Consider the following 25,680-nt stretch of genomic DNA (forward strand, 5'->3'; position numbering starts at 1 on the left):
GAGACGTCGAACATCTCTCTCAACGGCACGGGAGCCCTGTCCGTTGCGCACCCCGGTTCGCGTCACCGCCGTCACCCGATCAGTGGCCACCTTGAAAGCGCTCAATGACTCGGCCTCCTGTTCGGTGTAGGGGCGGAGCCGTTCTGCGGCCAGGGCCCATGAAGCCCGTCCGGCGCCGCCGCTCTCGTGGCGCAGCAGGGCTTGGCCGTCCCGGCGGATCACCGTGATGGACGCGGTCTGCGGGTGCTGCTCGGCGACGGCGACGACGTCGGCGAGCGCGCGGAAGCAGGTGTCGTGTCCGGAGCGGCTGGTGAAACGGGCGGTGCCGCCGCGCTGCAGGGCACGGGCGTAGCGCAGTGCGGTTGCGAGCCGGCTGTCGGTTTCCCGCACGGCCAGCACGACGAGTTCGACAGCGTAGCCGCCGGTCGCGAAGGGCAGCGCGCTGGCGAGGAACTCCTTCACGCTGCCGGGAGCGGCCTCGATCAGGACGTCGCCGCGCCGGTCACGGACGTACTTGCTCGGCCCAGGCGAACCAGGCCCGGTAGTCCGCGCGGATCGCCGCGCCGGCGCTGCGGGGGTCGTCGCGCAGCAGCTGGAAGTAGTCGGGGTGTTGGGCCTTGAAGTCGTCGCCGACCAGCCGCGTCGTTCCGGGCCGCATCGCGCGGCGCACCGTCCGGGCGGCCAGCAGCTTGCCTGCTCCGGGCTGCCCCAGGACGTAGACGGCGCGCGGCTCGTCCCGGGTGACGATGCCGTTCAGGTAGGACGGGGCAATCAACTCGTCGAAGATCCACCGGTGTTCGCTGGCGGAGAGCCGGTGGTAGTCGACGCCCGGCGCGCGCCGTCGGGGCTGGGCGATGCGCCGGACCGGCTCGGCGAGCGCCGCGGCCCGCCGCGCGTCCCGTGCGACGGCCAGACGCTCGCCCTCGCCCGGCACCTCGCGGATCACGCGCACCTCGGCGCGGACTATCTCTCGATGGAACAGGGCCGTCTCCCGGGCCGTCCACGCGCGTGAACGGCCCCGGGCGACCGCCTTGTCGGCGCCGGGCCGGCGCCGCCACGCGCCGTCGACGAGCTCGTTGTCGTACAGCACCGTGCCGTCGCGCATCACCACGGTGATGCGGTCGGCGAGCTGCTCCTCCTCGATGACCGCGAGCGTCGCCAGCATGTTCCTCGCAGACGTCGTGGTTCGCCCAGGACACGAACCGCCCGCCCATCCCGTCGGAGGCCTCGGTGAGGAAGCGATCGAGGATGCCCAGCTGGCTCCATGCCTCCGGAGTCGCGAGCGCGACGACCTCGATCCGGTACCGGGAGCCGCGGTACGCCGCCGACGACGCACGGAAGTCGTCCGGGTCAGCGAGGGCGGATTCGACGACCGCGTCCAGGCCGTGGTCGCGGACTCCTCGACGGCTGCCTGCCACGCGATGGTGTCCGCACGGACCTTCGCGCCGGCGGTCCGGACGTCGGCGGCCAATGCCGCGGCGTAGTGGCGGTGGGCGGCCTTGTAGAGGTCGCGGCCAATTCGTACGGAGCCACCGCGCCGCCCGAGCGCCGCCTGGACCACGTCGGCGACGTTGGTCTTCCCAGCCCCCGGCTGGCCACCGACAAACACCACGACATCTACGCCCGGATCAGCGACGAGCCGGCTCAGGACGGCACGAGCGTGCTCCTGCTGGTCGTGCAGGGCACGAGCTCGAAGCGCTCTGGAGCGTGCTGACCGTGCTGCGTCGCGCCCGCGACGGAGACGGAGATACCCAGGAGCTCTCCCGTCTCGTCACCGACTACGTACGGGGAGAGCTCGCGCGCCTTCACGAACGTGATCAGCACGCTGGAGCGCGTACTTACGCTGCTGACCCTGGACATCCCGGCCGTCCGCGACCTCGCCACGGCGCTCCTCGTCAAGCAGGAACCGAGCGAGGAGCTCTGCCTGGAGTGCGCCGGCTGTGCCGCCTGCGGGCAGTGCACCGGCCCGCATGTCTGGCCGCCGCTCTCGAACTGATCGCCGGCACCCGTCTCCAGGGCGACGACCGTCCTGGGCACGGCATAGCGCCGGGGTGACCACGACACCGGACCGTCTGGACCTTCCCGCCCGCCGGCGCCGCAACGCGCGGCTGATCGCCGCCCTGACTCAGCTGATCGGCGTTCTGCGCCGAAGCGGCGAGCGCGGTCTACCGGCCGATCGCCGCCGCACCACCCGACCAGGAGGGCGTGGAGGTGAACCTTCTGCCGTGCCTCCAGGTCAGTCTCAGCGCCGCCCCGCTGCTGGACATGGCCCGCGCCGAGGACGACGCCCGGTGGCCGGCCGCCGTGGCGCGGGAGCGAGCGGCGGCCGGGTTAACCTTCGCCGCGCGCTGCGCACTGGCGGCGGCCGGGGAGGTCTTCGAGCCGGACGGCCCGCCCGGTCCGCCCGGGATGGCCGCGGCCATGGGGCTGGCGAGCGCCGGTGAGGACGTCGCCGCTTGCTGGCGGCACGATCCGCAGGAGGCCCTCGCCCTGGTGCAGGAGCTGGTGGCCAGCGGCGAGTTCACCGAGGACGAGCTCCTGGACGACGCGGTCGACTCCGCCGTGCTGACCGGCCTCCTGACGTTGCAGGAGGTGCGCACCGCGTCCGACCCGAGCGCAGCCGCGGAACTCTGCCTCCAGGCAGTGCCCCACATCGCGCTCGCGGTCACCCTCGCCAGCACCGACCTGGACTGACCCGGCCCGCCGGTGCGGGCGGCAACCCAGGTTCCAGACGCGCCCCGTGACGTTCACCGAACGTCATAGTCTGCGTGTCACGCGCCCTTTTGCGTCGCCCGTCACGTCGCCGGGATGGCGCGTGACAACACACAAACAAAATATGCTCACTTCGGACATTCGGGCCGGAATTGGCCCGGAACCCCTCTCTAGGCCGATTCGCGTGACAGGCGCGGCAGCGTGACAGCCCCTCCAGGGGCGATCACGCTCCGTGCGGGGGCTGTCCCGTCTCACTGAAGCTTGACTCCGCCACCAGTCGCGTGCGGGCGGTCAAACTCCGTCGAGACGCTGGCCAAGGTTCAGCGAGACGGGGCAGCGGGCGAGGAGCCCGGCGAGGCTGCCGGCCGCTTCGGTGTCGACGGTGGCGAGCTGTGCCGCGAACACCAGCTGGTCGGCGCCGGCGTTCGGGGTGAGGCAGGCGAGTTCGGTGGGCAGGGCGGTGTGCCCTGGGTGACGAGGTGGAAATGGAGCATCTTGCGGAGGGGCCGGAGGGCCGGTCACCCTGGCGTGATGGGGGACACCTTGATGCGGCGAGCGGCGCGGGCGGCGCTGTGGACGGTGGTGTGCGCGGTGCTGGCAGCAGTGCCGTTGGGGATCTCGCTGCTGTTGCTGCGGTTCGTGCTGGACGAGCAGCGCGAGGGGCACCACACTCTGGTCCTCTGGTTCACCGCCGCGGCGCAACTACTGGCCTTCGGTGGGTCCATTCTGCTGCTTTTTTACGTCAATCACCGCTGGGCCGGCCGGCTCGGCAAACGGAACGCATTGGTCGGTTGGGCCGGAATCGTCGTCGTCCTCCTGGGCTGGTTGGGGGCCCTCATCTCCGGCAGGGGGGATGTCGACCAGCAGATCCTGCACGACCGCGGGGTGACGGAAGCAGGCGTGGTCACCAAGTACGAGACGTTCACCGGCGACGACACCACCGGCAGGCCTATCGATGTCGTGGCAACGGTGCGTCTCGCCGACGGCATGACGACCACCGTCAGCGGCTACGACCCGAAACTCGGCAGCGCCGTGCGGGTCACCGTCGACCCTCTGCACAAAGCTGACCCTCAGTTCGGCAGGCGCCCGGGCGCACCCGGCAGACTGGACCTCAAGGTGTGCGTCGCGATCCTGACGGCCGGCTATCTCCTGGCAGCGAGCAGCATCGCCGGCCCACTCGCCGAAGCCCTCACCTCCCGAGGACCACGCAACCGAGGGACCCCGACGGACGAAACACCGGCCGACAAGCTGGCCAGCGGTTGAGCCTCCCTACGAAGGGCACCGTGAGGAAGCCGCCCCAGCGAGGACGGGCGCAGGCCCAGCGTGCCGAGTTCGCGAAGCCTCCCGTCTCGATGAACCTTGGCCAGCGTCTCGACGGAGTTTGACCGCCCGCACGCGCGCGACTGGTGGCGGAGTCGGTCAAAGTTCAGTGAGAACGGTCAAGCTTCAGTGAGACGGGACAGGGGCCGGGCGCGCCTGGACGGAGCGGCAGAGCCTGCCCGCGCCCAGTGCAGCGGCCACCGTCCGTTCCCCGATGTGGGAATGGACGGTGCGGACCGGGCGTGGGCCGGCATCCGGCGGCGGGCGAGAGAGGGCCCCGTACGAGGCGCTTCACGAGGCGCCTCGCCGCTGACGGCCGGACGGGAAAACCTGCACGTCAGAGCATGTGGTCAAGGGGTCTGGTGCGCGGCGACTACTTCCCTGGGAGACCTCTGCGGCCAGCACCGGCCCGGTTCCGCCGGGTCCTGGCGCTCCCGCTCGGAGCCGAGCAGCCGCCGGGGGCGAGGCGGTTACGGGTTACCGGTAACCGACCGGCGGGCCGCGCCCCACCGGCACGCCGACGACGGGTCAGGGGATCTGCCGGGCCGAGGCGTCGTGGTGGCTGGGGGAGACGCGCGTGTCCACTGGGTGCAGCCAGCGCAGCGGCACGGTGAGCGAGCTGATCCGGGAGAGCCCGACGGGCTCTCCCTCGGCGTCCAGGAGCATTCCGGAGACCTGGTAGCCGTCCCCGGGCGGGAGGCCGGCCTCCCGCGCCTGGTCCTCGGTGAGCATCACCGTGACGCGGGTACTGCCCTCGACCATTACCAGGCCGTGCGCGGTCCGGGCGCTGGTGTCCACGTCGACCACGGACAGCGGGAAGTACGTGCCCCGCAGCCAGCTCAGCGGCCACCAGGAGTCGCCCAGCGTCTCCGGCCGGTACCGCCGCCACGGCAGCACGAACGGCACCTCGCAGCGGTAGGTCTCGCCCACCCGAACGTCCTAGGTGCGCATGCCTCCAGGGACCTCCCCCGCCGCCCACCGCCGGGTTCGTCCGTACCGTCCCGGAGGACCCCGCCTCGGCGCTACCGTGAGGACACACGCCAGCACCCCGTCCAGGAGCCCCGGATGAGCCAGCAGCCGGCCCCCGCGCCCACCCCCGACCGCCAGCCCCTCGATGAGAACGCCGCCGCGTCCGTCCGCGCCTACGCAGCCGACCAACGCGCCCGGGTCGACGTCCTCGCCTCAGTCCTTGAGGACATCGCGGAGAACGGCTACCCGGCCGCGGAGTCCGGCGTGCTGTGGGAGGAAGCCCGCGACGCCCACCTCTCCCGCCTCGCGGACGAGCAGCCCCGTGTCGCCTGAGCACGGGCCGCGCCGCTCCCAGGTCGTCATGGTGGAGCCCGCGCTGAGCCAGCTGGCGAAGCTGACGGCGGCCGAGACGCACCGCCTGGACCGCGCGATCGTCGCGATCAGCGTCAACCCAGAGCTGGGCACCCCGGTGCCCGACACCCTGCTGCGCGACTACGTCGACGACGTTGACGGGGTCCGCGTCATCTACTACGTCACGGCCCTTCGGCTGATCACGATCGTGGCGTACGTCGAAGCCTGATCAGCATGTAGCAGTGCCCCGGACCTGGTCGGGTCCGGGGCACTGCTGTGTTTGCCGCACGAGGTGCTGCTGCCGGTGATTCGGACTGCCGGAGCGATGACATTCGAATGCCGATCCCAGGCGCCACGCGGCTGCTGTTCGGGTAGCAGGATGCGGTGGTTCCGTGAACTTGCTCGGAAACACGTGTGGGTGGGCGCTTGCGGGCACTCAGCGCGGTGAGGGGCTGAGGACACAGCCTCTCGGGTTCTTCGCCGGTCCCCACACCAGGGCCGGCGAAGAACGCCCGCTTCGCGGGAGGCCCCGCCACGTGGGGTTGGTGGCCGCGCTGCATCCGGTCGGTCCGTGCCGGTGGCCCACCGCTCCATCTCGCTCCGGTCCTCTTCAGCACTGCGCGGTGGCCCGCTTGACGTCCATGGCGCTCGCCAGTGCGCCGTACGAGCCGCCGCCTGCGGCGTGCTGACGGACGGCGACCCCTGCCACCCCGGTCGTGGGTGCACGGCCCCGTCGGCGCGCACCTGCGCGAGGCCGTGCAGAACGGCACCGTTTTCCGCCCAGAGGAACGATGTACGCCTCTGCGGGGACGGGCCGCTCTGCTTTGCTCAGGCCGCGGCCCGACGGTCGTCGTCCCGGTGGCCCATGACGTAGTCGGCTCATCCGGGTGACGAGCCGGTCGGACCGTCACCCACGCGGTCCGGACGTCCATCCCCTCGCCGAACTCGGCAGCCGGGCGGCGCGCTTGCCACGTCGTACGCCGAGCGTGGACCTGCCGCCCGACGACAACGCGACCGCATTTCGCTTGAACTCGGCCGCATATCGCCTACCCGTGTTGCTCCCTCACACGGGCCTGACCAGAGGCTTCGCCCTGTCGGAGGCGGCCTGCACCAGCCGGATCCGCAGGGGCTGGCCCAGGTGCAGGTCGGGGCCCTGGACGCGGCCGATGACCTCTGGGGTGGCCAGTTGGACGGTGCCGGTGGCCGGCCGGGTGCTTCCACGTCGACCACGCAAGCGTCGAAGACCTCGCCAACCCGGTCCTTCAGAGGCTGGCCACCCAGGACGGGACAGTGTTCCCCGCGCCTCGGGTCGGCGTCGACTACACCTACGGCTGCAGTCGACGCCGGGAAGAAGATCGTCGCGGAAGCGGAGCATCGTCACCGACACCGCCGGGCTGCTGCTGGCCGTGCTGGTCATGTCGGCGAGCGTGCAGGCCGCCGCCGTCGGCACCCGGCCCCTGGGCCAAGTCGCCGCCGAACACCCCGGCAACCGGAAGGTGTGGGCCGACGGCGGCTACTGCCGGCACCTCGTCGACCACGCAGCCACCCAACCTCGGCATCGACATGGCCCCCGGTCGCAGGGGTCACCTCGATCCGACGACGGCGAGCCGCGGTTCCTGCCCGTGGTCTCCGAGCGGGCCCGCGCCAAGCTCAACCAGATGGCAGCCCGCAAGACCCGCCCGCCGAAGCAGTCGTCCCGGCCGCTCGCGCAGCTGCGCGCGTGGTGGAAGGCGAGCGCGATCCTCACCTCCGGTGTGCACGTCGACGTCATCACCTCCCTCCTCGAGCACGCCCGCGCCGCAGCTGCGGCGATCCGGGCCCGGGTCGCCGCCGTGGTCGGCATAGCGCTGGCGGCCGTCGACGTCACCGCGACGGTGTTCGTGATGAACGACGGCGGCCACTTCCACCGCCGGCACCTACTTGCTGAAGCCCGCCGCCACCTCGCCCTCGTCCTGCGCGGCCGCCGCCGCGGCCCCGGCCTGGACGACCGGATCGTGGCCGCCGCCATCTCCACCCACTGCCTGGACATCAGCGAGCCGAAGACCGTGCGCGGCCTGGAGGCCGGCTACCGCCTCTACACCGCCCGGTGGTCCCTGTCCGCCCTCCCCGCCCGCCGCCGCCCACCCGCCCTGGCGCCCGACCCGACGCGGCAACCCCCGGCCGATTCCGGCGAGCCGGCCGCGCCTTGGCCCCCGGGCCAGGACGCGGGGGAGTGGGAGATCCCCCGCATACCGCTCCCGTACGAGCGCGCCGTCCTCGCCGCCGCGGTGGTGCGCGAGAAGCTACGCACCACCGTCACCGCCGTGCGGGGCCGGGCGTATGACGACGTAGTGACGCACCAGCAGGCGGCGATGCCCGAGCAGCTGGTCGCGCCCGAGCCGGCCGACCCCGAGCACGACGACCAGGAGCAAGGGCCCGGCCGCCGCGAGGCGCTGGACCTGACGGCGCTGCGGGCCCTGCGGGAATCCCGCACGGATGTGGAAGCCCTCGATCTAACCGCCGAACGCCTGCGCCGCTCCGGGCAATCGGCGCCGCGGACGTCCGCGGACTCGTTCTCGCACGCGTCCCCTGGGGTGCATGACCCCGCTGGAACACCGTCAGCGTCCGGCCGCGCCGCTCGGGACCGACGAGAGCAGGGCCCCGAAAGTCGCTCACAGCGGCGCACAGCGCTTCGAGCGGCAGTGAAGCGCCCTGCCCCCTCGGCAGCGGCTCACGGCGGGCGCCACGCTCTTTCCTTTCGGCTGCTGCCTCTCGCTGCTCCGGTCCCGAGCTCTGCTCTCAGAGGGAAGGGAACTCAACCCGCAGATAGGTACTACCTGTACTACCTACCAATGGGGTGCAAGACGCGCTCCGCTCCCGCCAGGCTGCGATCGCCGACGGCTGCTGGCGGCCGGGTGCAGCGCCTCGTGTTGCTCGGCCGCCGACCTCCTGCCGCGCCTGGCGGTGATGGTCTGGTCCCGTTGGGAGTTGCATCGCCAGGCGGTCGTGACCAGCGAGGTGAAAGGTTGATCTGCACCGTCGGCAGTTCGGTTGGGCAGCTCAACATGGCATCTTCGGCGACCGCATCCAGTCGAGCCGTCGCCACGTCGTGCAAGGGCCAATGATTATTACGGGCCTACGGGGTGGCTGGCTCCGCGTGAGGTCGTCGCGACGGTGAGGACCAGCTTGCCGGTGGTCTGCCCGGATTCGATGCGGCGGTGTGCCTCTGCGGCCTGTTCCAGCGGCAGGGCCTCCACCTGTACTCCCAGGGTTCCCTGCGCTGCGGCCTGTACGGCGCGGCGCAGGGCACGTCCGGCGTCATGGGGAAAGGCGGCGGAAAAGGCGGCGAGGTTGAACCCGGAGACGGTCTTGTTGGTGAACCACAGGTGATTGGCCAGGATGCCGACGTCGTCGGCGCCCGAGGCGTTGCCCATCACTACCAGGCGTCCCATGGGGGCCAGCCGATCCAGACTGGCGGTGCGGGAGGGGCCGCCGACCATGTCGACGGCGATGTCGAACTCACCTGCCTCGGCGATCTGGTCGCGCAGGATCACCTCGTCGTAGCCGAAGCCCTTGGCGGTCTCGATCTTTGCTTCGCTGCCGACCGTTCCGACCACGCGGCCGGCGCCCAGCAGGCGGGCCGTCTGGCCGAGCTGGCTTCCCACGCCGCCCGCGGCGGCATGGACCAGGACGCGGTCTCCGGCCTCGATGCGCGCCACGCGGTCCAAGACGAGGAAGGCGGTGGTGCTGTTGGAGGGGAGCGCTGCGGCGACGTCGAGTCCGATGTCGAGTCCGTCCAGCGGGGCGACCAGGTCTGCGGAGGTGACCACCACCTCGGCGTAGCCGCCGCTGTTGACGATCGTCAGTGCGGCCACAGGCTGGCCGACTCTCAGGTCCGTGACGCCCGCGCCGAGTGCTCGAATGCGGCCGGAGACCTCGATGCCCGGCACGAAGGGCAGCGGCACGTCCACCACGCCGCGCCGGTAGAGAACCTCGGCGAAGTTGGCGCCCGCATAGGCCACGTCGATGGCGACCTGACCGGGGCCCGGCTCGGGTATGGGCATCTGCTCGACGCGGAGCACCTCGACCTCGCCGAACTTGGGGATGGTCACTGCCCTCATCTGCGCGTTGTTGCTGTTCATGGCAATGATCCTGCCGGGTTGTCACGATGCCCGGCAGTGTCGGCTCATCCTGGGTGTGGCACCACCATGCTGCGCGCACCCATGAGCTGCTCCAGTCGCTCTTTGGTGTCGATGCCCGGACGGGGGTTGTGCAGGATCAGGTGGTGTCCGGGCAACTCGGGCAGCGGCAGCAGGGTGGCGTCTACCTGGGACGTTCATGAGAGCGAACAGCACCCGGCCGTCGGTGGCGAGCTGATGGTTTCTGCGCCACACGGCCTCCGCCTCTAGGGTCAGGGGTTCCTCAGGGTCGAGATCAGGGGAAGCCCGGAGGCGTGGGTGTTGAGAGCGGCCCTACCGTCGGTGCTGCGGGTGACCGATACCCCCGCTCGATCTCCCCGGGGAAAGGCGAGCTCGTGTTCCGGAACAAGGATCTACCGACACAGGCTTCAGGCCCGGACCTTGCCGGTGCGGACAGGTTTGGCCATATTGTCCGCCTGACCGAGGTGCGCAAGGCGTACGGCCGTGGCGACAACCGGGTGCGGGCGCTCGACGGGGTGGACGTCGAGTTCGCGGCGGGCACCTTCACCGCCATCATGGGGCCTTCCGGCTCGGGCAAGTCGACGCTGCTGCAGTGCGCGGCGGGCCTGGACCGGGTCGACGCGGGCGAGGTCCTGCTGGACGGCGCACCGTTGCACCGGCTCTCCGAGCGGGCGCTGACCGAGTTGCGCCGCGAGCACATGGGCTTCGTCTTCCAGTCCTTCAATCTGATTCCCGCACTGACGGCTCGTCAGAACGTCGAGCTGCCACTGCGGTTGGCGGGGCGCTCCATCGATCCCGCGTCGATCGACAAGGGGCTGGCCGAAGTCGGTCTCGCCGAGCGGGGCGAGCACCGGCCGGCCGAACTGTCGGGTGGCCAGCAGCAGCGCGTGGCGATCGCGCGGGCGCTGGTGACCAGACCGAAGGTGATCTTCGCGGACGAGCCGACCGGTGCGCTGGACTCGCGTACCGCGCGTGAGGTCCTGGCGCTGCTGCGGGGTGTCGTCGAGCAGCACGGACAGACGGTGATCATGGTCACGCACGACCCGGTGGCCGCCTCCTACTCCCAGCGGGTGGTCTTCCTCGCCGACGGCAGGGTGACCGGTGAACTGTTCGAGCCGACGGCCGAGTCCGTGGCCCTGCGGATGGCCGCGCTGGAACCGGGCGAGAGCGAGACGACGCCGTGCTGAGCATCGCCGCAGCCACCCTCCGGCACCGTCTGGTGGGCTTCGTGGGTGCCTTCCTCGCCCTCGCCCTCGGCACGACGATGATCGGCATGATGACGCTGACCCTGGCGGCCACCTTCGGCACGCCGCATCCGGGGCCGCAACGGTTCAAGGAAGCCTCGACCGTCATCGCGCCGCAGGGCTTCGAGGGGCATCCGATGAAGGCCCCCGCGGTGCTGCCCGCCGACGTCGTGACCAAGGTGACCGAGGCCGGGAAGGCCACGGCCGACCGCAGCTTCCCGGTACGGCTGAGCCCCGGCTCCGGGGAGTCGACCGGCCACTCCTGGGCCTCGGCCGGTTTCGCGGGTTACCACCTGGTGGCCGGGCGCGCGCCGCAGGGCCCGGACGAGATCGTCGTTGCCGGGGGCGCCAAGTCGCTCATCGGGGGTGAAGCCGAGGCCGTCACCTCCGACGGCACCGGCCGCTACCGGGTGGTGGGCGTCACCGACGCGCTCTGGTTCGAGAACGCGGTCTTCTTCAGCGGTGCCGAGGCGCAGCGCCTGTCGCCCGGCGTCAACGCACTGGTCACCGACAAGGACGCGAAGCAGCTGACCGCCCTCGTGGGCGGCCGGGCCGTGGTCCTCAGCGGCCACGATCTGAACCAGGTCGACCCCGATTCCACCGGCGGCGCCCAGGCGCTGGCCAACGCCCAGGCGATGGCGGGCAGTACGACCGGACTGGCGGTGTTCGTCGCCGTGTTCGTCGTCATCGCGACCTTCGCCTTCGCCACCGAGCAGCGCCGCCGCGAACTGGCTCTGCTGCGGCTGGTGGGTGCCGCGCCGCGGCAGGTGCGGCGCATGGTCCTCGGCGAGGCGATGCTGGTCGGCCTTGCGGCGGCGGTCGCCGGCTGCGTCCTCGCCCCGCTGTGCACCGTGCCGCTGCGCTCCTGGATGCTCGACCACGGCGTCGCCCCGTCCTGGTTCACCATCCCCTTCAACCCGCTGCCGCTGCTGATCTCCTTCGTCATCGGCGTGGTCGCGGCGCTGGCCGGTTTGGCCGCCACTCTCGTCCGGATCTCACTGATCCGGCCGATCGAGGTGCTGCGCGAGAGCGTGGTGGAGCGTCGCGGAATGACGCCAGTCCGCTGGCTGCTCGGGACCGGGATGCTGATCGGCGCAATCGTCGCCGGGGTTGCGATCTCTCGGACCGAGCCGTATTTGGCGGCCACTGCCCGCAAGTACGAGGCGGTGCCGGTCCTCTACGTCGGCGCGGTCACCCTGCTGGCGCCGATCATGTTGCGTCCGGTCACCCGGCTGCTGATCGGTCCGCTGCGCCGCTCAGCCAAGGCCGGTCCGCTGCTGGTGCACGAGAACATCCTCACCTCCCGGCGGCGTACGGCCGCCACGGTGGCGCCGATCGTGGTGGCCGTCGGGCTGGTCGGCGCTCTGCTGACCATGCAGAAGTCCGGTGACGCCGCGGTCCTCGTCCGCCAGCGGCAGGAGGTCAAGGCGGCGGATGTCGTCGTGCCCGGCGGTTCCGGGATCGACGCCCGCACACTGCAGCGGCTGACGGCTGTGCCCGGCGTCCGGGTCACCCCGGTCACCTCGATGAACGTCCGGATCGGCACCGCCCGAGGCGAGCAGATCGACTCGCTCACCACCAACGCGGTGCCCGCAGCGGCGCTGGGGGGCACCATCACGCCGCCCGTGCTCTCCGGGTCCCTCGCCTCGCCGCCGGACGACTTCCTGGTCATCGACGAGCACGCGGCCCAGTCCGACAGCCTGTCGGCCGGGGACCACGTGGTCGCGTTGCTGCCGACCGGCGAGAAGGTCCATACCGTCATCGCGGCGGTGGTCGCGCGCGGTCTGCGCGGCGAGGACACCTATGTGTCCGCGTCACTGACCGGTGCGGTGATGCCGAGCCAGGTCTATCTCGACTCGACGGCGGGCCCGGGCCGGCCGCTCGACGAGCGGCAGACGGCCGCGGTGAACCAGGCACTGGCCGGCTCCGGGGCGCACGTCCTGACCTACGACGCCTACCTGGAGGCCCAGCGGGCGCACGCCGCCGAGCAGACGAACAACGCCGCGGTGGTCATCCTGGGTATCGCACTGGCCTACGCGCTGATCGCGGTCGCCAACACACTGATCATGGCGATGGCCGGACGACGGCGGGAGTTCGCCCTGCTCGGACTGGCCGGCACGGTGCGCAGTCAGATCGTGAAGGTCGCCGCCGCCGAGGCTGCCGTGGCGGTCGTCGTCGGCACCGTGCTCGCCGCCGTGGCGACCGGACTCGCCGCGATCACCCAGCACGTCTCGCTGAGCAAACTCGTGACCGGCGCGCCGACGGTGTTCCCATGGGCACAAGCCCTGGGGACCGTCGCGCTCTGCGCCGTCGTCACCGTCGTCACCGCGTCCGGGGCGACCGGACGGGCGACCCGCCGACGGGCGATCGAAGCCGCCGGCATCCGCGAATAGGACACGGCCGGGACCACGCGGGCCGCTGGTTGGCTCCCGCCTCTCGTCAGGCACTGCCGCCAGCGGCTGCCCAGCGTCCCTGCCGAAACCGCCCTATCCGGGTGCTGGTGTCGGCGTACGAGCGGAAGGCCCCAGCACGGTACGGAGGGTCTGTCAAACGAGCGGCTCTGGCCCGTAGTCGGTGGTAGCTGTGAGTGACAGCATGTCATGATCGGACTGTGCTTGATGTCAACTACCTTGTGGGGACCGTGTTTTCGGGATTGTCCGCGCTGGTGGTAGAGGACGTTGCGGACGAGGGTGAGGTGATCCTGGTGTCCGCGCGGACGCGGGGCGGCCCGATGCCGTGCCCGGCCTGCGGGACGCCGACGGGGAAGGTCCACGGTTTCCACACCCGCACGCTCGCGGATGTCCCGGTGGACGGGCGGCGGGTCAGGGTCTCGGTCCGGCTGCGGCGTCTGGTGTGTCCGGTGCTGGACTGTCCGCGGCAGACGTTCCGCGAGCAGGTGCCCGGGGTTGTGGAGCGCCATCAGCGCCGCACAAACCGCTTAACTGCCAAACTCGGCGCTGTGGTCAGGGAGTTAGCGGGCCGTGCGGGCGCCCGCATCTCTCGTTTCCTGGCGATCCCCGTCTCCCGTTCGTCCGCGCTGCGCACGCTGAGGGCCCTGCCGGTGCCGGCGGTACGCCTCCCCCGTGTCATCGGGATCGACGACTTCGCGCTCAAGCGCCGCCACCGCTACGCGACTGTGGTCATCGACGCCGAGACCGGCGAACGCATCGACGTCCTGCCCGACCGGACTCTGGAGACCGTGGCCGCGTGGTTGCGGAACCACCCCGGCGCCGAGTACGTCTGCCGTGACGGTTCGGGCTCCTACGGCGAGGCCATCCGCCAGGCCCTCCCCGAAGCCGTGCAGGTCAGCGACCGCTGGCACCTGTGGAAGAACCTCTGCGACAAAGCCCACGCCGAGGTCCGCTCGCATGCGGCGTGCTGGTCGGCCGCCGTCAATCCGGCCCTGCCCGGCGGGGCGCGCGAGCAGACCACCCGCGAGCGATGGCAGCAGGTCCACGCCCTGCTCGACAAGGGCGTCGGCCTGCTCGAATGCGCCCGCCGCCTCGACCTCGCCCTCAACACCGTCAAGCGCTACGCGCGCATGAAGGAGCCCACCGGGCAGAAGACCGCACCACGCTACAAACCCACACTCGTCGACCCCTACCGCCCCCATCTCCGCGCCCGGCGTGCCGCCGACCCGGCCGTCCCGGTCCAGCAGCTCTTCCGCGAGATCCAGGAGCAGGGCTACACCGGCAGCCTCAACCTCCTCTACAAGTACGTCACCCAGGGCTGCATCGAGGGCGAACGGCCGGTCACCACCCCGCAACGGTTCTCCCGGCTCCTCCTGTCACGCCCCGAGAACCTCCGCGACAAGGACACCGCCTTCCTGCGGGAGCTGACCTCCTCCTGCCCCGAACTGAACGAACTGACCAAACTTGTAGCCGAGTTCGCCCAGCTCCTGGCCCCGGCCGAGGGCAACGACACCAAACTCACCAAGTGGATCGCCCAGGTCCGTGCCGTCGCCCTGCCCCACCTGCACTCCTTCACCAACGGCCTGGAACTCGACCGGGCCGCCGTCGACGCCGGCCTCACCCTGCCCTACCACAACGGCCGCACGGAAGGCGTCAACACCCGCACCAAGAAGATCATGAGGTAGATGCACGGCCGTGCCGGCTTCCCCCTCCTCCGCCACCGCATCCTGCTCCAATAGCCACCCTCACTTACAGCTACCACCGACTACGGAACAGAGCCGCTCGTTTGACAGTCCCGGGGATGCGATGACGTTGGAGTCGGCTGAAGTCGGATGTCGTCACATAGTCGCCGCCGACGCCCTCCTGTTCATGGAGGAGGTGACGGCGCGGCTCGGGTGGGCGTGGGAGCCGCGCGAAGTCGCCCCGGGCCGCCGGCCCGTGACGGAGATCGCGGGGATCTACCAGCGGCTGATCGGCTGGCAGTCGACCCGCCGTCAGCAGATCGAGGACGCGCTGCCCGTCCTGACGGCCAGTACGAGGAGAAGCACGGGCACGTGCCGGGGAAGCGGGCCTCCTACGCGCTGGCCTGCCAGGCCGCCGACCAGACGCGCTCACCGAAGCGCACGGAGCTGCTGTCGCTGAGCGAACTGCGCCAGCGGTGGCGTTCCTCGGCGATCCGGGCGTTCGGGGGCTGCACCATCTACCGGCTTGCGGAACGAGCGTGGGCGGCGGCCGCGGGTACGGCCGGCGGTCGACGTCGACCGGCTGTGAGGTCAAGAACTCGATGGCTGGATTGAGTTGCGCAACCTATGACCCGTCTGTGTGATCAGCGTCACACCTGTTGACCACACGCGATCACTCACCGTTTACTTTCCGAGATGCATACACAGGGGGATTTCATGTTGCGGCAGGTCTGTGCCGAGCGGCGACAAGCCCGGTGGCCGCCGGGCGCATCAGATTCAGGCGCGGCGTCCTCCGGGAGAGCTGGGTCGTCGCCGAGGACGTGCCGTTCCTGGTCGATCCCCAATGGCTGTTCGCGTTCCGCCCGGTCCCGGCTTGGCCGACTGAGCTGACGCTCGCCCGCCGCGCCGGTGTTGTCAGTGGCGCGTGTGAGCATGGGCAGGCCAGGCGGATGAGGTGGATTGCGGAAGTGAAGGGGCATCGGATGGCGCGAGCGGGCGGGGGACGTGAGAGCGGCTACGAGGACGCCGTGTCGGTGGTGATGGCCGCGGCGCGGCTGGTGATCGGGATGTCCGTGCGCGCGTTGGCGGAGGTGGACGACTCGTTGTCGTTGCCGCAGTTGCGGACGTTGGTGGCTTTGCGGGAGTGCGGTCCCGTCAAACTGGCCAGCCTCGCCGAGGTGTTGGGGGTGAACGCCTCCACGGCGTTGCGGGCCGTGGCGCGGCTGGAGGAGGCCGGGCTCGCGGATCGGCGGACGAACCCGGAGAGCCGGAGAGAAGTGGTGCTCACCCTGACCGATCACGGATCTACGCTGGTGGACCGGGTCCTTGGCCAGCGGCGCCTGGCGATGGAGAAGGTCGTGGCGGACGTACCGGCGGCGGCCCGGGCGGGGTTGGTCGAAGGGCTGCGGGCCCTGCTGGACGCCGCGGACGGGCAGTTGAAGGCGATACGGGGGGCGGCGGAGGAGTTCCGGGGCGGTCTGGCATGACCCGGGCGGTACCGGGTATGCGCGCCGTAGGGCGAAGCCTGCGGACGATGCGCCGGCACCCGCGGTGGCGCCGACCTGATCGCTGTCGGTCGGACCGCATCGCAAGATGGCCCCGTGACCCATCTCCGCGGTGGGCTCACCTTCGCCGGGGCCGGCCGACCTGGCCCGGGGTGGTGTGCCGCGCCGGATACGGGCCGGTGCCGTGGGCCTCGGTGACCGGGTGGGTGCCGCGCGAGCGGTATACGACGTAGGGGCGGACGAGGTAGCCCACGGGTGCGGCGAAGGCATGGACGAGGCGGCTGAACGGCCACAGGGCGAACAAAGCCGTGGCGAGCAGCGCGTGGACCTGGTAGACGAGCGGGGCGTGGGCCATGGCGGGCACGTTCGGGTCGAGCGTGAACAGGGAGCGGAACCAGACCGAGACGCCGCGGCGGTAGTCGTAGGGGTGAGGTCGCAGGGTGGTGGCCGTGGCGGTCAAACCGGCCAGGAGCACCGCGGTGAGCAACGGGTAGACGGCGCGGTCGCTGCGGCTGGTGGCGGCGCGCACGGCGGGCACGCGCAGTCGGCGGTACAGGAGGATCGCCAGACCCGTGAGAGTTGCCAGGCCCGCCACGCCGCCCACGCCGAGAGCGTTGGCGTGGTACAGCCACTCGTGGACGTACACCTGTTCGGTGAGGGATTCGGGGACGAGTAGGCCGATGACGTGTCCGCAGGCCACGAGGAGGATGCCGTAATGGAAGAGGGGGCCGCCGACGCTGAGCAGACGGTGTTCATGGAGCTGACTGGACCGGGTGGTGAGCCCGAACCGGTCGTAGCGGTGGCGCCATACCGTGCCGGTGACGAGGAAGGTGGCGGCGACATAGGGCAGGACACCCCACAGCGCGATGTCGAGGTGGTCGGTCACCTGGTGGTCTCCTTCGGGAGCGGTACGTGCCCGGCGGCCTGTGAGCCACGCGGGAAGGAGGGAAGGGGCAGCAGACCGACCGACTCCGCGGGCGGGCCGGTGCGGACCAGGTGCAGCGCGGCGGCGCGGTCAGCGGGCGAGGTGCCGGGCAGCGAGTGGCAGACGGCGTCGACGACGTCGGAGTACGGGCTGTGGTGGTCGTGCAGGGCGAGGCGGAGCAGTTCGAGGGCGGCGCGGTGGTCTTGCAGTGCCTGCTGTCCGGGTTCGGGGCAGCGGGCGGCGAACTCCAATGCCAGCGGCAGGAAGTCGGGGAGTTCGTCGGCCGGGGGCTGCCAGCCGTGGGCGGCGTACAACTGCCGCCAGCGCAGCAGGGAGGCGCCGCGTCGCCGGGTGTCGCCGTCCGTGTAGTAGGTGAGGTGGAGTGTGCGGCGACGGCTGCGGTCGAAGGTAGTGACGTAGCGGGCCGACAGCTCCAGCACCGCGGTGTCGCGAACGGTGCCGCAGAAGGCGCGCAGAAGTTGCGCGGGTCGGCCGGGCAGGTCGTCCAACTCCCCTTCAACCAGTGCCAGCCGGGCGGGCCAGTCGGGGTCTGGGTGGTGCAGGAGCAGGGAGGCCGCCTGGTGGATCAAGGGGCTGGTCGCGGATGCGGACGCGGTCATGCCTGGGGCTCCTTCCGGCGGGGGAAGAGACCGCTCGGCCGGCCGCGGCCGTTCCAGTTGAGGAGGTTGACGCGGCCGCGCAGCGAGACGCCCGCATGCTCGGGCCCCGCAGGGGCCGGGACGACGGGTGCGTGGAAGGTGTCGGCGTCGTACATGCCGGGGCCGCCCGGGCCGTCGAGGCCACAGCCGTCGTCGAGCCCGTTGTCGTCTTCGGGGACGGACGCCGTGTAACTGGTGGGGACAACATAGCGCTCGTCGTATTTGGCGAGGGCGAGCAGGCGGTACATGGCCTCGATCTCCGCGCCCGTCATGCCGACTGCGCGGGCGATGGCAGGATCCTGTTTCTCGCCGAGGTTGACGTGTCGCATGTGGGAGCGCATGGCGGCCAGGCGGCACAGGGATGCCTCGACCGGTTCCGGGTCGCCAGCGGTGAAGAGCCCGGCCAAATAGCCGAGGGGGATGCGCAGCGAGTCGATCGCCGCGAACAGCTTCGCTGGGTCCTCGCCGTCGTGGCCGGTGGCGGTGAGGGACTCCACGATCGGGGAGAGCGGTGGGATGTACCAGACCATGGGCATGGTGCGGTACTCCGGGTGCAATGGCAGGGCCACCCGGTAGCGGCTGATGAGGCTGTACACCGGGGAGCGGCGGGCCGCGGTGATCCAGTCGTGCGGGATGCCGGAGGCCTCCGCGGCAGCCGCGACCGCAGGGTTTTCCGGGTCCAGAAAGCACTCCAACTGCGCCTGATACAACTTGCGTTCGTCGTCAGTTGCGGCCGCGGCGCCCACCTTGTCGGCGTCGTACAGCATCACGCCCAGGTAGCGCAGCCGCCCGACACAGGTCTCGGAACAGATGGTGGGCCGGCCTGCCTCGATGCGCGGGTAGCAGAACGTGCACTTTTCGGCCTTGCCGGTCCGGTGGTTGAAGTAGACCTTCTTGTACGGGCAGCCGCTCACGCACATCCGCCAGCCGCGGCAGCGGTCTTGGTCGACGAGGACGATGCCGTCCTCGATCCGCTTGTACAGGGCACCCGACGGACAGGCCGCGACGCACGAAGGATTGAGGCAGTGCTCGCAGATGCGCGGCAGATAGAACATGAACGACTGCTCGTACTCGAGGCGTACCTTCTCGTTCAACTGGCGCAACACCGGGTCGCCCGCGAGATGTTCCGGACCCCCGCCGAGGTCGTCGTCCCAGTTGGGGCCCCAGGTGACCTGGGTGGGACGGCCGTCGACGAGGGAGCGGGGCGGTGCGGTGGGCACGTCGTCGCCGAGCGGGGCGGCCAGGAGGTTGTCGTAGTCGTACGTCCAGGGCTGGTAGTAGTCGTCGAGGCTGGGCAGCTCAGGGTTGGCGAACAGGCGGGCCAGGCGGCGGGCCCGGCCGCCGCCGCGCGGCACCAGCCTGCCGTGCTTGAGGCGCCAGCCGCCCCGCCACCTGTCCTGGTCCTGGTAGCCGCGGGGGTAGCCCTGGCCGGGGCGCGTCTCGACGTTGTTGAACCACACGTACTCGGTGCCGGACCGGTTGGTCCAGGTCTGTTTGCAGGTGACGGAGCAGGTGTGGCAGCCGATGCACTTGTCGAGATTCATGACCATGGCGACCTGTGCCATGACGTTCATCCGTCAGTACTCCACGTTCTGCGAGCGGCGGCGGATCGTCGTCACCGCGTCGCGCTGGTTGCCGGTGGGACCGTAGTAGTTGGGGGCGAACGACAACTGGGCGTGGCCGCCGATCAGATGGGTGGGTTTGATAAGCAGTTTGGTGAGGGCGTTGTGGACGCCGCCGCGCCGGCCGCTCGCCTCGGACTTGGGTACGTTCACCATGCGTTCCTGCACGTGGTACATGAAGACCGTGCCGGGCGGCATGCGGTGGGAGACGATCGCGCGGGCGACGACGACACCGTTGGCGTTGACCGCCTCGATCCAGTCGTTGTCGGCGACGCCGATCGCCTCGGCGTCCTGCACACCGATCCAGATGGCGGGGCCGCCGCGCGCCAGGGTCTGCATCAGCAGGTTCTCCTGGTACTCGGAGTGGATCGACCACTTGGAGTGCGGGGTGAGGTAGCGCACGGTCAGCGAGCGGCCGGCTCCCGTGCCGGTCTGCTCACCGAGCGCGGAAAGATCCAACGGCGGACGGTATACCGGGAGTTGCTCGCCGAACTCGATGATCCACTCGTGGTCGAGGTAGAAGTGCTGGCGGCCGGTGAGGGTGTGCCAGGGCTTGAGGTGTTCGGTATTGATCGTGAACGGGCTGTAGCGCCGGTCGTGTCCCTCCTTGCCGGACCATTCGAAGCTGGCACCGACCTGGACGGGACGGGCCTGGGTGTCGGAGAAGTCGACGCGGCGCCCGGCGACGTGCGCGGCTAGTTCGTCGAGTCCGGAGTCGGGGCCGCACCGCTCGGCGAGTTGCTTGAAGCCCTCGGCGGCCAGGCGGCCGTTGGTGGTGCCGGACAGGGCGAGGATCGCCTCGCACAGCTTCACGTCGGTGTCGAGGAGCGGGCGACCGCGGGCCGCGCCTGCGGCGGCGGTGCCGCACCGGGCCGCCAGCCAGCGGGTTTCCGCGCCCGGCCGGACCGTGACCCCCTTGACGGTCATGCCGAGTTCGTCGGGCAGCGAACCGAACGCGGCGAGTTTGTCGGCGATCGCCGTGTAGTCCCGCTCGACGACCGTGAACTGCGGCGCAGTGGGCTCGCGCGGCGGGGCCTCGCCCGGGGTGTCGTGCAGCAGCGGCGTGGCCATCAGGTCGTACTCCGTCCCCAACCGGCCAGCGGCGAGGCGGCCGACGGCGGCGGCGAGACCGTGGAAGATCTCGAAGTCGGTGCGGGCCTGCCAGGGCGGGTCGATCGCCGGGGAAAAGGCGTGCACATAAGGGTGCATGTCCGTGCTGGACAGGTCGTGTTTCTCGTACCAGGTGGCGGCAGGCAGCACGAGGTCGGAGAAGAGGGTCGTGGACGTCATCCGGAAGTCCAGAGACAGCAGCAGGTCGAGTTTGCCGCGGGGCGCCTCATCGTGCCAGGCGACCTCATTGGGGCGCTCGCCGGGGGCGGCCTCCTGGGCGCTTGCACTATCGGTGGCGCCCAACAGATGCCGCAGGAAGTACTCATTGCCCTTGGCGGAGGACCCAATGAGGTTGGCGCGCCAGACGGTCAGCACCCGCGGCCAGTTCGTGGGAGCGTCCGGATCCTCACACGCGTACGACAGGCGCCCGGCGTCCTGTTCGGCGGCGACCCAGCGGCTGAGGTCGCCACCCGCCTCGCGCGCCGCCTGGCCCAGGCGCAGCGGATTGACACCGAACGTCGGGTACGACGGCATCCAGCCCTGGCGGACCGAGCGTGCCACCAGGTCGGCGGTGTGCAGTCCGGAGAGCGTCCCCCGCGCGGTCGGGGCAGTGAGGGTGTCGACGGCGAACCTCTCGTACCGCCACTGGCAAGTGTGCAGGTACCAGTACGGGGTCCCGGCCATCTGCCGGGAGGGGCGCACCCAGTCGGCGGCCGTGGCCAGCTGCTGCCAGCCGGTGTAGGGGCGGACCTTCTCCTGTCCCACGTAGTGGGCCCAGCCGCCGCCGTTGACGCCCTGGCAGCCGGTGAGCAGCAGCAGTGAAAGGAAGGAGCGGTAGATGGTGTCCGAGTGGAACCAGTGGTTGGTGCCCGCACCCATCACGATCATGCAGCGGCCCTTGGTCTGCTCGGCGGTCCGGGCGAACTCGCGGGCGGCGCGCACCGCGGCACCCGCCGCTACCGAGGTGATCGCCTCCTGCCAGGCGGGGGTGCAAGGCGTGGCGGCGTCCTCGTACGAGGTGGGCCACTCGCCTCCGAGGCCGTCGCGCGCCACGCCGTACTGGGCCAGCATCAGATCGAAGACGGTGGTCACCAAAGGGCCGTCCGGCCCGCCCAGCCGCAGCGTGGGCACCGAGCGGCGCAGCACCCCGCCGTTCTGGTCACCGTCGGGGACGGCACCCTCTTCGAAGACCGCGTCGAAGCGGGGCAGCAGCACCTCGGCGGGACTCGTCCCGGGCACACCGAGAAACGTCAACTGCGGTTCGATCTCGCCGAGTTTTAGGTTCCAGTGGCCTTCGCCGCCGTTGCCCCAGCGGTCTCCCAGGGTGCCGTTCGGCACCACCGGACGCCCGGTGCGCGCGTCGACGAGCACCGGCATCCAGCGCCGCGCCTCGGGGTCTGCCTCGCGCGCCAGGCCGAGATCGCGGGCGGTGACGAAGGCACCGGGTGTGCGGACGCCGGGCGTCCGTTCGTCGAGGGCAACCAGGAAGGGCAGGTCGGTGAACCGCTTCACATAGTCGGTGAAATAGGGCACCTGCCGCTCCACGAAGCATTCGCGCAGGATCACATGGCCCATGGCCATGGCGAGTGCGCCGTCGGTCCCCGGGTGTGGGTGCAGCCACTCGTCGGCGAACTTCGAGGCATCCGCGAAGTCCGGGGAGACGACGACGACCTTCTGCCCCCGGTAGCGGGCCTCGGCCATCCAGTGGGCATCGGGGGTCCGGGTGACCGGAACGTTCGAACCCCACAGCATCAGGTACGCGGCGTCCCACCAGTCGCCCGACTCCGGTACGTCCGTCTGGTCGCCGAACACCTGAGGCGAGGCGATCGGTAGGTCCGCGTACCAGTCGTAGAACGAGATCATGGGCGCGCCGATCAGCGACATGAAGCGGGCACCGACCGCGTGCGAGGCCATCGACATCGCGGGGATGGGCGAGAAACCGGCGATGCGGTCCGGACCGTACTCGCGCAGGGTGTGTACATGGGCGGCGGCTGCGATCTCCAGCGCCTCGTCCCAGGCGATGCGCACGAGGCCGCCCTTGCCGCGCGCGGACTGATAACGGCGGCGCTTCTCGGGGTCCGTGGTGAGCTCGGCCCAGGCCGCTACCGCGTCGCCGCCGTGCCGTCGCTTCGCGTCCCGGAACATCTCCACCAGAACTCCGCGTGCATGGGGATGGCGCACGCGCGTGGGGGAGTAGGTGTACCAGGAGAAGGACGCACCACGCGGGCAACCGCGAGGCTCGTAGTCCGGCCGGTCAGCGCCGACGGACGGGTAGTCCGTCGCCTGGGTCTCCCAGGTGATCAGACCGTCCTTGACGTACACCTGCCAGGAGCACGAGCCCGTGCAGTTCACGCCGTGCGTGGAGCGCACCACTTTGTCGTGTGCCCAACGCTCCCGGTACGGCAAGTCGTTGACCGTCTGATCCGCGCGGATGACGGCACGGCCGTCCGGTGAGACCTGTGCACCGCGCACCAGTCGTCCGGCCGCCAGCAGCCGTTCGGAAGCTTCCAGCGCAACGCGCTCGGCCTTGGCCCTGCCACGCACCATCTCACGAACTCCCCTCGGGGAACGCCGCACCGGAACACCGGTCTGGTACGGACCTGAGTGAACGCAGTACAGCGTGCTCCTTCTCGGATCGCGGCGCAGTCGGCTTTTGGGCTGCTTGAATACCCTTCGACCTTATTTTTCTTGCACTTTGCAATGGTTGCTCTGTGTGTGCGGCAACCGTGAAATCCCGCTCGAAGCAGCACCCCTCGCGTGCCCCGCTTCACCGGGACCGTGTCCCTGTGGTTCGAGCGGCTGCCGGTCGGCGGCGTTGTCCAGGTCCGCATGACGGAGTACGACGGCGACAAGGCGGTGCAGGACCACTCGATCCACGAGGTGATCGGCACCCCCGGCGGCACCTACAGCGTGGTGCCCCTGGCCAACCGGCTCGGCGCGGGCCGCTCCATGCGCGTGCGGCTGCTCAACCAGAGCGCCGACGGAATCGAGGTAGCCAGCGCCGTGTGCCCCCGATCCCGCAGGCTGACGTTGGGCGGGCAGACGGACGGTACGAGCACGCCCCCCTGCTTGTCAGGCGGGCGCGGCGCTCGCTGCCCGAGCGCCTGGAGGACCCCATGTTGTCCGCGGTCTCGCCCGGCCCGAGCAGGACCGGCACTACGAGGGATGCGATCTTGCCCTCGCCTGGCTGGATCCGCAGCGCGCGGCCGACGGCCTGGACGAGGTCGGGCATGGAGCCGCGTACGTCTGCCCAGTACACGGAGTCGCAGTTCTTGGTGTCGACGCCCTCGCCGAGCACCTTCACGGAGCCGAGGAAGCCCTTCTCCACGACCGTGCCGTCCGTGGCGATGCCGGACGCGAATTCCCCGAGGACCCGCTGCCGGTGGAGGGGCTTGTGCTCGCCGCACAGCCAGTCCGCCCAGATCGTCTTGGGGTACAGCTCGGGGTCCGCAGCGTGCAGCCGTTTGGCGACGTTCGGCAGGCCGGCCGCGAACGCCTCGGCCTCCTTCACGACGTGGTGGAAGATCAGCGTGCGCCGGAAGTTCTCCTCCGACGACGCCTTCAGCAGCGCGGTCTGGAGGGCAGCGAGCCGGGCCCCGCGGACCTCGTCCGAGCGACCTTCGGCGCCCAGGAGCTGCGCGGCCTGGAGCTGGGTGTCGGTGATGTCCACGCACACCACCTGGTAGGGGGCACAGATCCCCCGGTCGATCGCCTCCGAGAGGGTCAGCGTGAACGCCCGGCTGCCGAACGGGCCGTCCGGGTCGTCCTCCATGCTCGCTACCAACTCACCCGGCGCGCCCTCGGCATCCTCGTCCAGCTGCCACAGCCGGGGCGTGGCGGTCATGTACAGCCGCCGCAGGGCGGGGACGCGGGTGTTGTCATGGACGACCGCCCATGGCTTGCCCAGCCGACCCGAAGTCCGGTGCGCCTCATCGACCACGATCAGGTCCCAGCCCGGAAGGCCGGCCTTGTGGGCGCGCTCCAGCGTGCCGAGACCGAGAGAGGCGTAGGTGGCGAACACGGTGACCTTGTCGAACGGCCGCACCCAGTCGACCAGTTCTGCCACGTCCGTGGTGTTGGGGAAGGACACGTCCTCGCCCCGCAGGGACGAGACCCCGATCATCGGGCCCGTGCGGCCGGCCTCGCGCCACGCGGCCTCGGTCTGGGTGAGCAGGTCCAGCGAGGGGACGAGCACCAGCACGCGGCCCGCACGGAGCTTCTCCGCGCTGCGGGCCGCGACCCGAGTCTTGCCGGACCCGGTCGCCATGATCACCTGAGTCCGGAGCCCCCTCTCGGGCACAAGCGATCTTGCAGGCAATTCGAGGGCACGGACCACCGCGTCAACTGCTTCCTGCTGCGCCGCCTCACGCTGATCCGTTCGGCTTGTGGTCGACATATCCGTCTGCCTTCTCCTGGGCTCTTGGCTGGGCAGTGAACGGGATACCTACACGTAGAGTGCACGTGACCGGCTACGGTAGACCTCACTGGAACCGGGTTATCGCCTCGAACCAGTAGAGGGGGAACGTGATCGAAAAACGGCCCAGCTCCCTTAGTGGTGTTGCTATCTGAGTCCAGACTCTATCTCATACTTCAAAATGAAGCACTCAGAACCGAGAAGACCCCTCGAACGTGGCTTAACCCTGTTACTGTCGCCTTATGGCCACCCCCGAAAGCAGCCTGACGGCCGATCAACTTGCCCCCCGCACTCCCCGGTTCGACTCGTCACTCTCCCGACCACCCGTCACCCCTCCCTCTCCTTGCTGTTCCCACGGGCCGCAGGGCCCATGGGTGGGCCGCGCGGAGCATGACACGCCTTACCCCGTACGAGAGTTGAGGCCGCACCTCGCCCCTCCCCTACTGCGTTTTTGGTGGCTGGAGCGCAGCGGAGGCCACCGGGGCCGGCCGAAGGCCGGCCCCGGCCCGCAACGCGGGCCGGGTGCCCTGCGGTTGGCGGGGCGCGCGGAGCGCGTGCCGCCTGGCGGTGAGCGAAGCGAGCCGCAGCCGCTCACGCGGAGCGGGAGCGGCCGGGGC

At 70.6% G+C, this 25,680-nt stretch carries 20 protein-coding genes and 4 pseudogenes; 12 read left to right on the forward strand and 12 right to left on the reverse strand.

Annotated features, from left to right (window positions below; genetic code table 11):
* Positions 1-252: 252 nt before the first annotated feature.
* The 3 genes and pseudogenes from ACE4Q9_RS33290 to ACE4Q9_RS33300 all read right to left on the reverse strand — a co-directional run.
* Positions 253-462, reverse strand: a pseudogene (locus ACE4Q9_RS33290) (zeta toxin family protein); the annotation flags it as partial.
* Between the two features lie 40 nt (positions 463-502).
* Positions 503-1,165: a zeta toxin family protein gene (locus ACE4Q9_RS33295; RefSeq protein ID WP_397988217.1), complete on the reverse strand. Its 663-nt coding sequence runs from the start codon at positions 1,163-1,165 to the stop codon at positions 503-505.
* Positions 1,166-1,217: 52 nt separating this feature from the next.
* Positions 1,218-1,561: pseudogene (locus ACE4Q9_RS33300) on the reverse strand (zeta toxin family protein); the annotation flags it as partial.
* Here ACE4Q9_RS33300 and ACE4Q9_RS33305 point away from each other — a divergent pair.
* The 3 genes from ACE4Q9_RS33305 (at position 1,490) to ACE4Q9_RS33315 (ending at position 2,694) form a co-directional block, all read left to right on the forward strand.
* Positions 1,490-1,714, forward strand: coding sequence for a hypothetical protein (locus ACE4Q9_RS33305; protein WP_397988309.1), 225 nt, complete (start codon positions 1,490-1,492; stop codon positions 1,712-1,714). The pseudogene ACE4Q9_RS33300 and the gene ACE4Q9_RS33305 sit on opposite strands and share 72 nt — an antisense overlap.
* Before the next feature lie 99 nt (positions 1,715-1,813).
* Positions 1,814-1,996: a hypothetical protein gene (locus ACE4Q9_RS33310; protein WP_397988218.1), complete on the forward strand. Its 183-nt coding sequence runs from the start codon at positions 1,814-1,816 to the stop codon at positions 1,994-1,996.
* Positions 1,997-2,211: 215 nt separating this feature from the next.
* On the forward strand, positions 2,212-2,694 hold the full coding sequence (locus ACE4Q9_RS33315) for a hypothetical protein (RefSeq protein ID WP_397988219.1): 483 nt from the start codon (positions 2,212-2,214) through the stop codon (positions 2,692-2,694).
* A gap of 309 nt (positions 2,695-3,003) precedes the next feature.
* Here the strand turns inward: ACE4Q9_RS33315 and ACE4Q9_RS33320 are convergent, their stop codons facing one another.
* Entirely contained in the window at positions 3,004-3,234 is a 231-nt protein-coding gene (locus tag ACE4Q9_RS33320) for a hypothetical protein (protein WP_397988220.1), read from the reverse strand.
* A gap of 9 nt (positions 3,235-3,243) precedes the next feature.
* Here ACE4Q9_RS33320 and ACE4Q9_RS33325 point away from each other — a divergent pair, with 9 nt between their 5' ends.
* A complete protein-coding gene (locus tag ACE4Q9_RS33325) occupies positions 3,244-3,975 on the forward strand; it encodes a hypothetical protein (protein WP_397988221.1) in 732 nt (243 codons plus the stop codon).
* Positions 3,976-4,560: 585 nt separating this feature from the next.
* On the opposite strand, the gene ACE4Q9_RS33330 is transcribed toward ACE4Q9_RS33325, so the two are convergent.
* Complete coding sequence (locus tag ACE4Q9_RS33330; protein WP_397988222.1) at positions 4,561-4,962, reverse strand: hypothetical protein; 402 nt, start codon at positions 4,960-4,962, stop codon at positions 4,561-4,563.
* 135 nt (positions 4,963-5,097) lie between these two features.
* On the opposite strand from ACE4Q9_RS33330, the gene ACE4Q9_RS33335 reads away from it, so the two are divergent.
* Complete coding sequence (locus ACE4Q9_RS33335) at positions 5,098-5,334, forward strand: hypothetical protein (RefSeq protein WP_397988223.1); 237 nt, start codon at positions 5,098-5,100, stop codon at positions 5,332-5,334.
* Positions 5,324-5,581, forward strand: coding sequence for a hypothetical protein (locus ACE4Q9_RS33340; protein ID WP_397988224.1), 258 nt, complete (start codon positions 5,324-5,326; stop codon positions 5,579-5,581). The genes ACE4Q9_RS33335 and ACE4Q9_RS33340 overlap by 11 nt, the downstream gene beginning before the upstream one ends.
* 834 nt (positions 5,582-6,415) lie before the next feature.
* Here the strand turns inward: ACE4Q9_RS33340 and ACE4Q9_RS33345 are convergent.
* Positions 6,416-6,586, reverse strand: coding sequence for a hypothetical protein (locus ACE4Q9_RS33345; RefSeq protein WP_397988225.1), 171 nt, complete (start codon positions 6,584-6,586; stop codon positions 6,416-6,418).
* 101 nt (positions 6,587-6,687) lie between these two features.
* Between ACE4Q9_RS33345 and ACE4Q9_RS33350 the strand changes: the two are divergent.
* Positions 6,688-6,899: pseudogene (locus ACE4Q9_RS33350) on the forward strand (transposase); the annotation flags it as partial.
* 1,560 nt (positions 6,900-8,459) lie between these two features.
* Here ACE4Q9_RS33350 and ACE4Q9_RS33355 read toward each other — a convergent pair.
* Complete coding sequence (locus ACE4Q9_RS33355) at positions 8,460-9,473, reverse strand: zinc-binding alcohol dehydrogenase family protein (RefSeq protein ID WP_397988226.1); 1,014 nt, start codon at positions 9,471-9,473, stop codon at positions 8,460-8,462.
* Positions 9,474-9,955: 482 nt separating this feature from the next.
* Here ACE4Q9_RS33355 and ACE4Q9_RS33360 point away from each other — a divergent pair, with 482 nt between their 5' ends.
* The 5 genes and pseudogenes from ACE4Q9_RS33360 to ACE4Q9_RS33380 all read left to right on the forward strand — a co-directional run bounded on the left by ACE4Q9_RS33360 (position 9,956) and on the right by ACE4Q9_RS33380 (position 16,315).
* Positions 9,956-10,678: an ABC transporter ATP-binding protein gene (locus ACE4Q9_RS33360; RefSeq protein ID WP_397988228.1), complete on the forward strand. Its 723-nt coding sequence runs from the start codon at positions 9,956-9,958 to the stop codon at positions 10,676-10,678.
* Entirely contained in the window at positions 10,672-13,128 is a 2,457-nt protein-coding gene (locus ACE4Q9_RS33365) for an FtsX-like permease family protein (RefSeq protein WP_397988229.1), read from the forward strand. Before ACE4Q9_RS33360 ends, ACE4Q9_RS33365 begins: the two co-directional genes overlap by 7 nt.
* A 248-nt stretch (positions 13,129-13,376) precedes the next feature.
* Positions 13,377-14,831: an ISL3 family transposase gene (locus ACE4Q9_RS33370; RefSeq protein ID WP_397988307.1), complete on the forward strand. Its 1,455-nt coding sequence runs from the start codon at positions 13,377-13,379 to the stop codon at positions 14,829-14,831.
* A 133-nt stretch (positions 14,832-14,964) separates the two neighbouring features.
* A pseudogene (locus ACE4Q9_RS33375) lies at positions 14,965-15,416 on the forward strand (relaxase domain-containing protein); the annotation flags it as partial.
* 395 nt (positions 15,417-15,811) lie between these two features.
* Positions 15,812-16,315 (forward strand): MarR family winged helix-turn-helix transcriptional regulator, encoded by a 504-nt coding sequence (locus ACE4Q9_RS33380; protein WP_397988230.1) that lies wholly within the window; start codon positions 15,812-15,814, stop codon positions 16,313-16,315.
* A 136-nt stretch (positions 16,316-16,451) separates the two neighbouring features.
* Here ACE4Q9_RS33380 and narI read toward each other — a convergent pair whose 3' ends face one another.
* The 5 genes from narI to ACE4Q9_RS33405 all read right to left on the reverse strand — a co-directional run bounded on the left by narI (position 16,452) and on the right by ACE4Q9_RS33405 (position 25,045).
* Positions 16,452-17,219, reverse strand: coding sequence for a respiratory nitrate reductase subunit gamma (gene narI / locus ACE4Q9_RS33385; protein WP_397988231.1), 768 nt, complete (start codon positions 17,217-17,219; stop codon positions 16,452-16,454).
* Positions 17,216-17,878: a nitrate reductase molybdenum cofactor assembly chaperone gene (gene narJ, locus ACE4Q9_RS33390; RefSeq protein ID WP_397988232.1), complete on the reverse strand. Its 663-nt coding sequence runs from the start codon at positions 17,876-17,878 to the stop codon at positions 17,216-17,218. Before narJ ends, narI begins: the two co-directional genes overlap by 4 nt.
* Positions 17,875-19,491: a nitrate reductase subunit beta gene (narH, locus tag ACE4Q9_RS33395; RefSeq protein WP_397988233.1), complete on the reverse strand. Its 1,617-nt coding sequence runs from the start codon at positions 19,489-19,491 to the stop codon at positions 17,875-17,877. Before narH ends, narJ begins: the two co-directional genes overlap by 4 nt.
* A 3-nt stretch (positions 19,492-19,494) precedes the next feature.
* Positions 19,495-23,196, reverse strand: coding sequence for a nitrate reductase subunit alpha (locus ACE4Q9_RS33400; protein ID WP_397988235.1), 3,702 nt, complete (start codon positions 23,194-23,196; stop codon positions 19,495-19,497).
* 418 nt (positions 23,197-23,614) lie between these two features.
* Positions 23,615-25,045: a DEAD/DEAH box helicase family protein gene (locus ACE4Q9_RS33405; protein ID WP_397988237.1), complete on the reverse strand. Its 1,431-nt coding sequence runs from the start codon at positions 25,043-25,045 to the stop codon at positions 23,615-23,617.
* Positions 25,046-25,680: the final 635 nt, after the last annotated feature.

Source organism: Streptomyces sp. AM6-12 (genome assembly GCF_044327085.1).
GTDB lineage: Bacteria > Actinomycetota > Actinomycetes > Streptomycetales > Streptomycetaceae > Streptomyces.

Coding starts and splice junctions, on each gene's coding strand:
- ACE4Q9_RS33295 (WP_397988217.1), bottom strand. CDS start 1,165: ATGCTGGCGACGCTCGCGGTCATCGAGGAGGAGCAGCTCGCCGACCGC.
- ACE4Q9_RS33325 (WP_397988221.1), top strand. CDS start 3,244: ATGGGGGACACCTTGATGCGGCGAGCGGCGCGGGCGGCGCTGTGGACG.
- ACE4Q9_RS33335 (WP_397988223.1), top strand. CDS start 5,098: ATGAGCCAGCAGCCGGCCCCCGCGCCCACCCCCGACCGCCAGCCCCTC.
- ACE4Q9_RS33355 (WP_397988226.1), bottom strand. CDS start 9,473: ATGAACAGCAACAACGCGCAGATGAGGGCAGTGACCATCCCCAAGTTC.
- ACE4Q9_RS33380 (WP_397988230.1), top strand. CDS start 15,812: ATGGCGCGAGCGGGCGGGGGACGTGAGAGCGGCTACGAGGACGCCGTG.
- narJ (WP_397988232.1), bottom strand. CDS start 17,878: ATGACCGCGTCCGCATCCGCGACCAGCCCCTTGATCCACCAGGCGGCC.
- narH (WP_397988233.1), bottom strand. CDS start 19,491: ATGAACGTCATGGCACAGGTCGCCATGGTCATGAATCTCGACAAGTGC.
- ACE4Q9_RS33400 (WP_397988235.1), bottom strand. CDS start 23,196: ATGGTGCGTGGCAGGGCCAAGGCCGAGCGCGTTGCGCTGGAAGCTTCC.
- ACE4Q9_RS33405 (WP_397988237.1), bottom strand. CDS start 25,045: ATGTCGACCACAAGCCGAACGGATCAGCGTGAGGCGGCGCAGCAGGAA.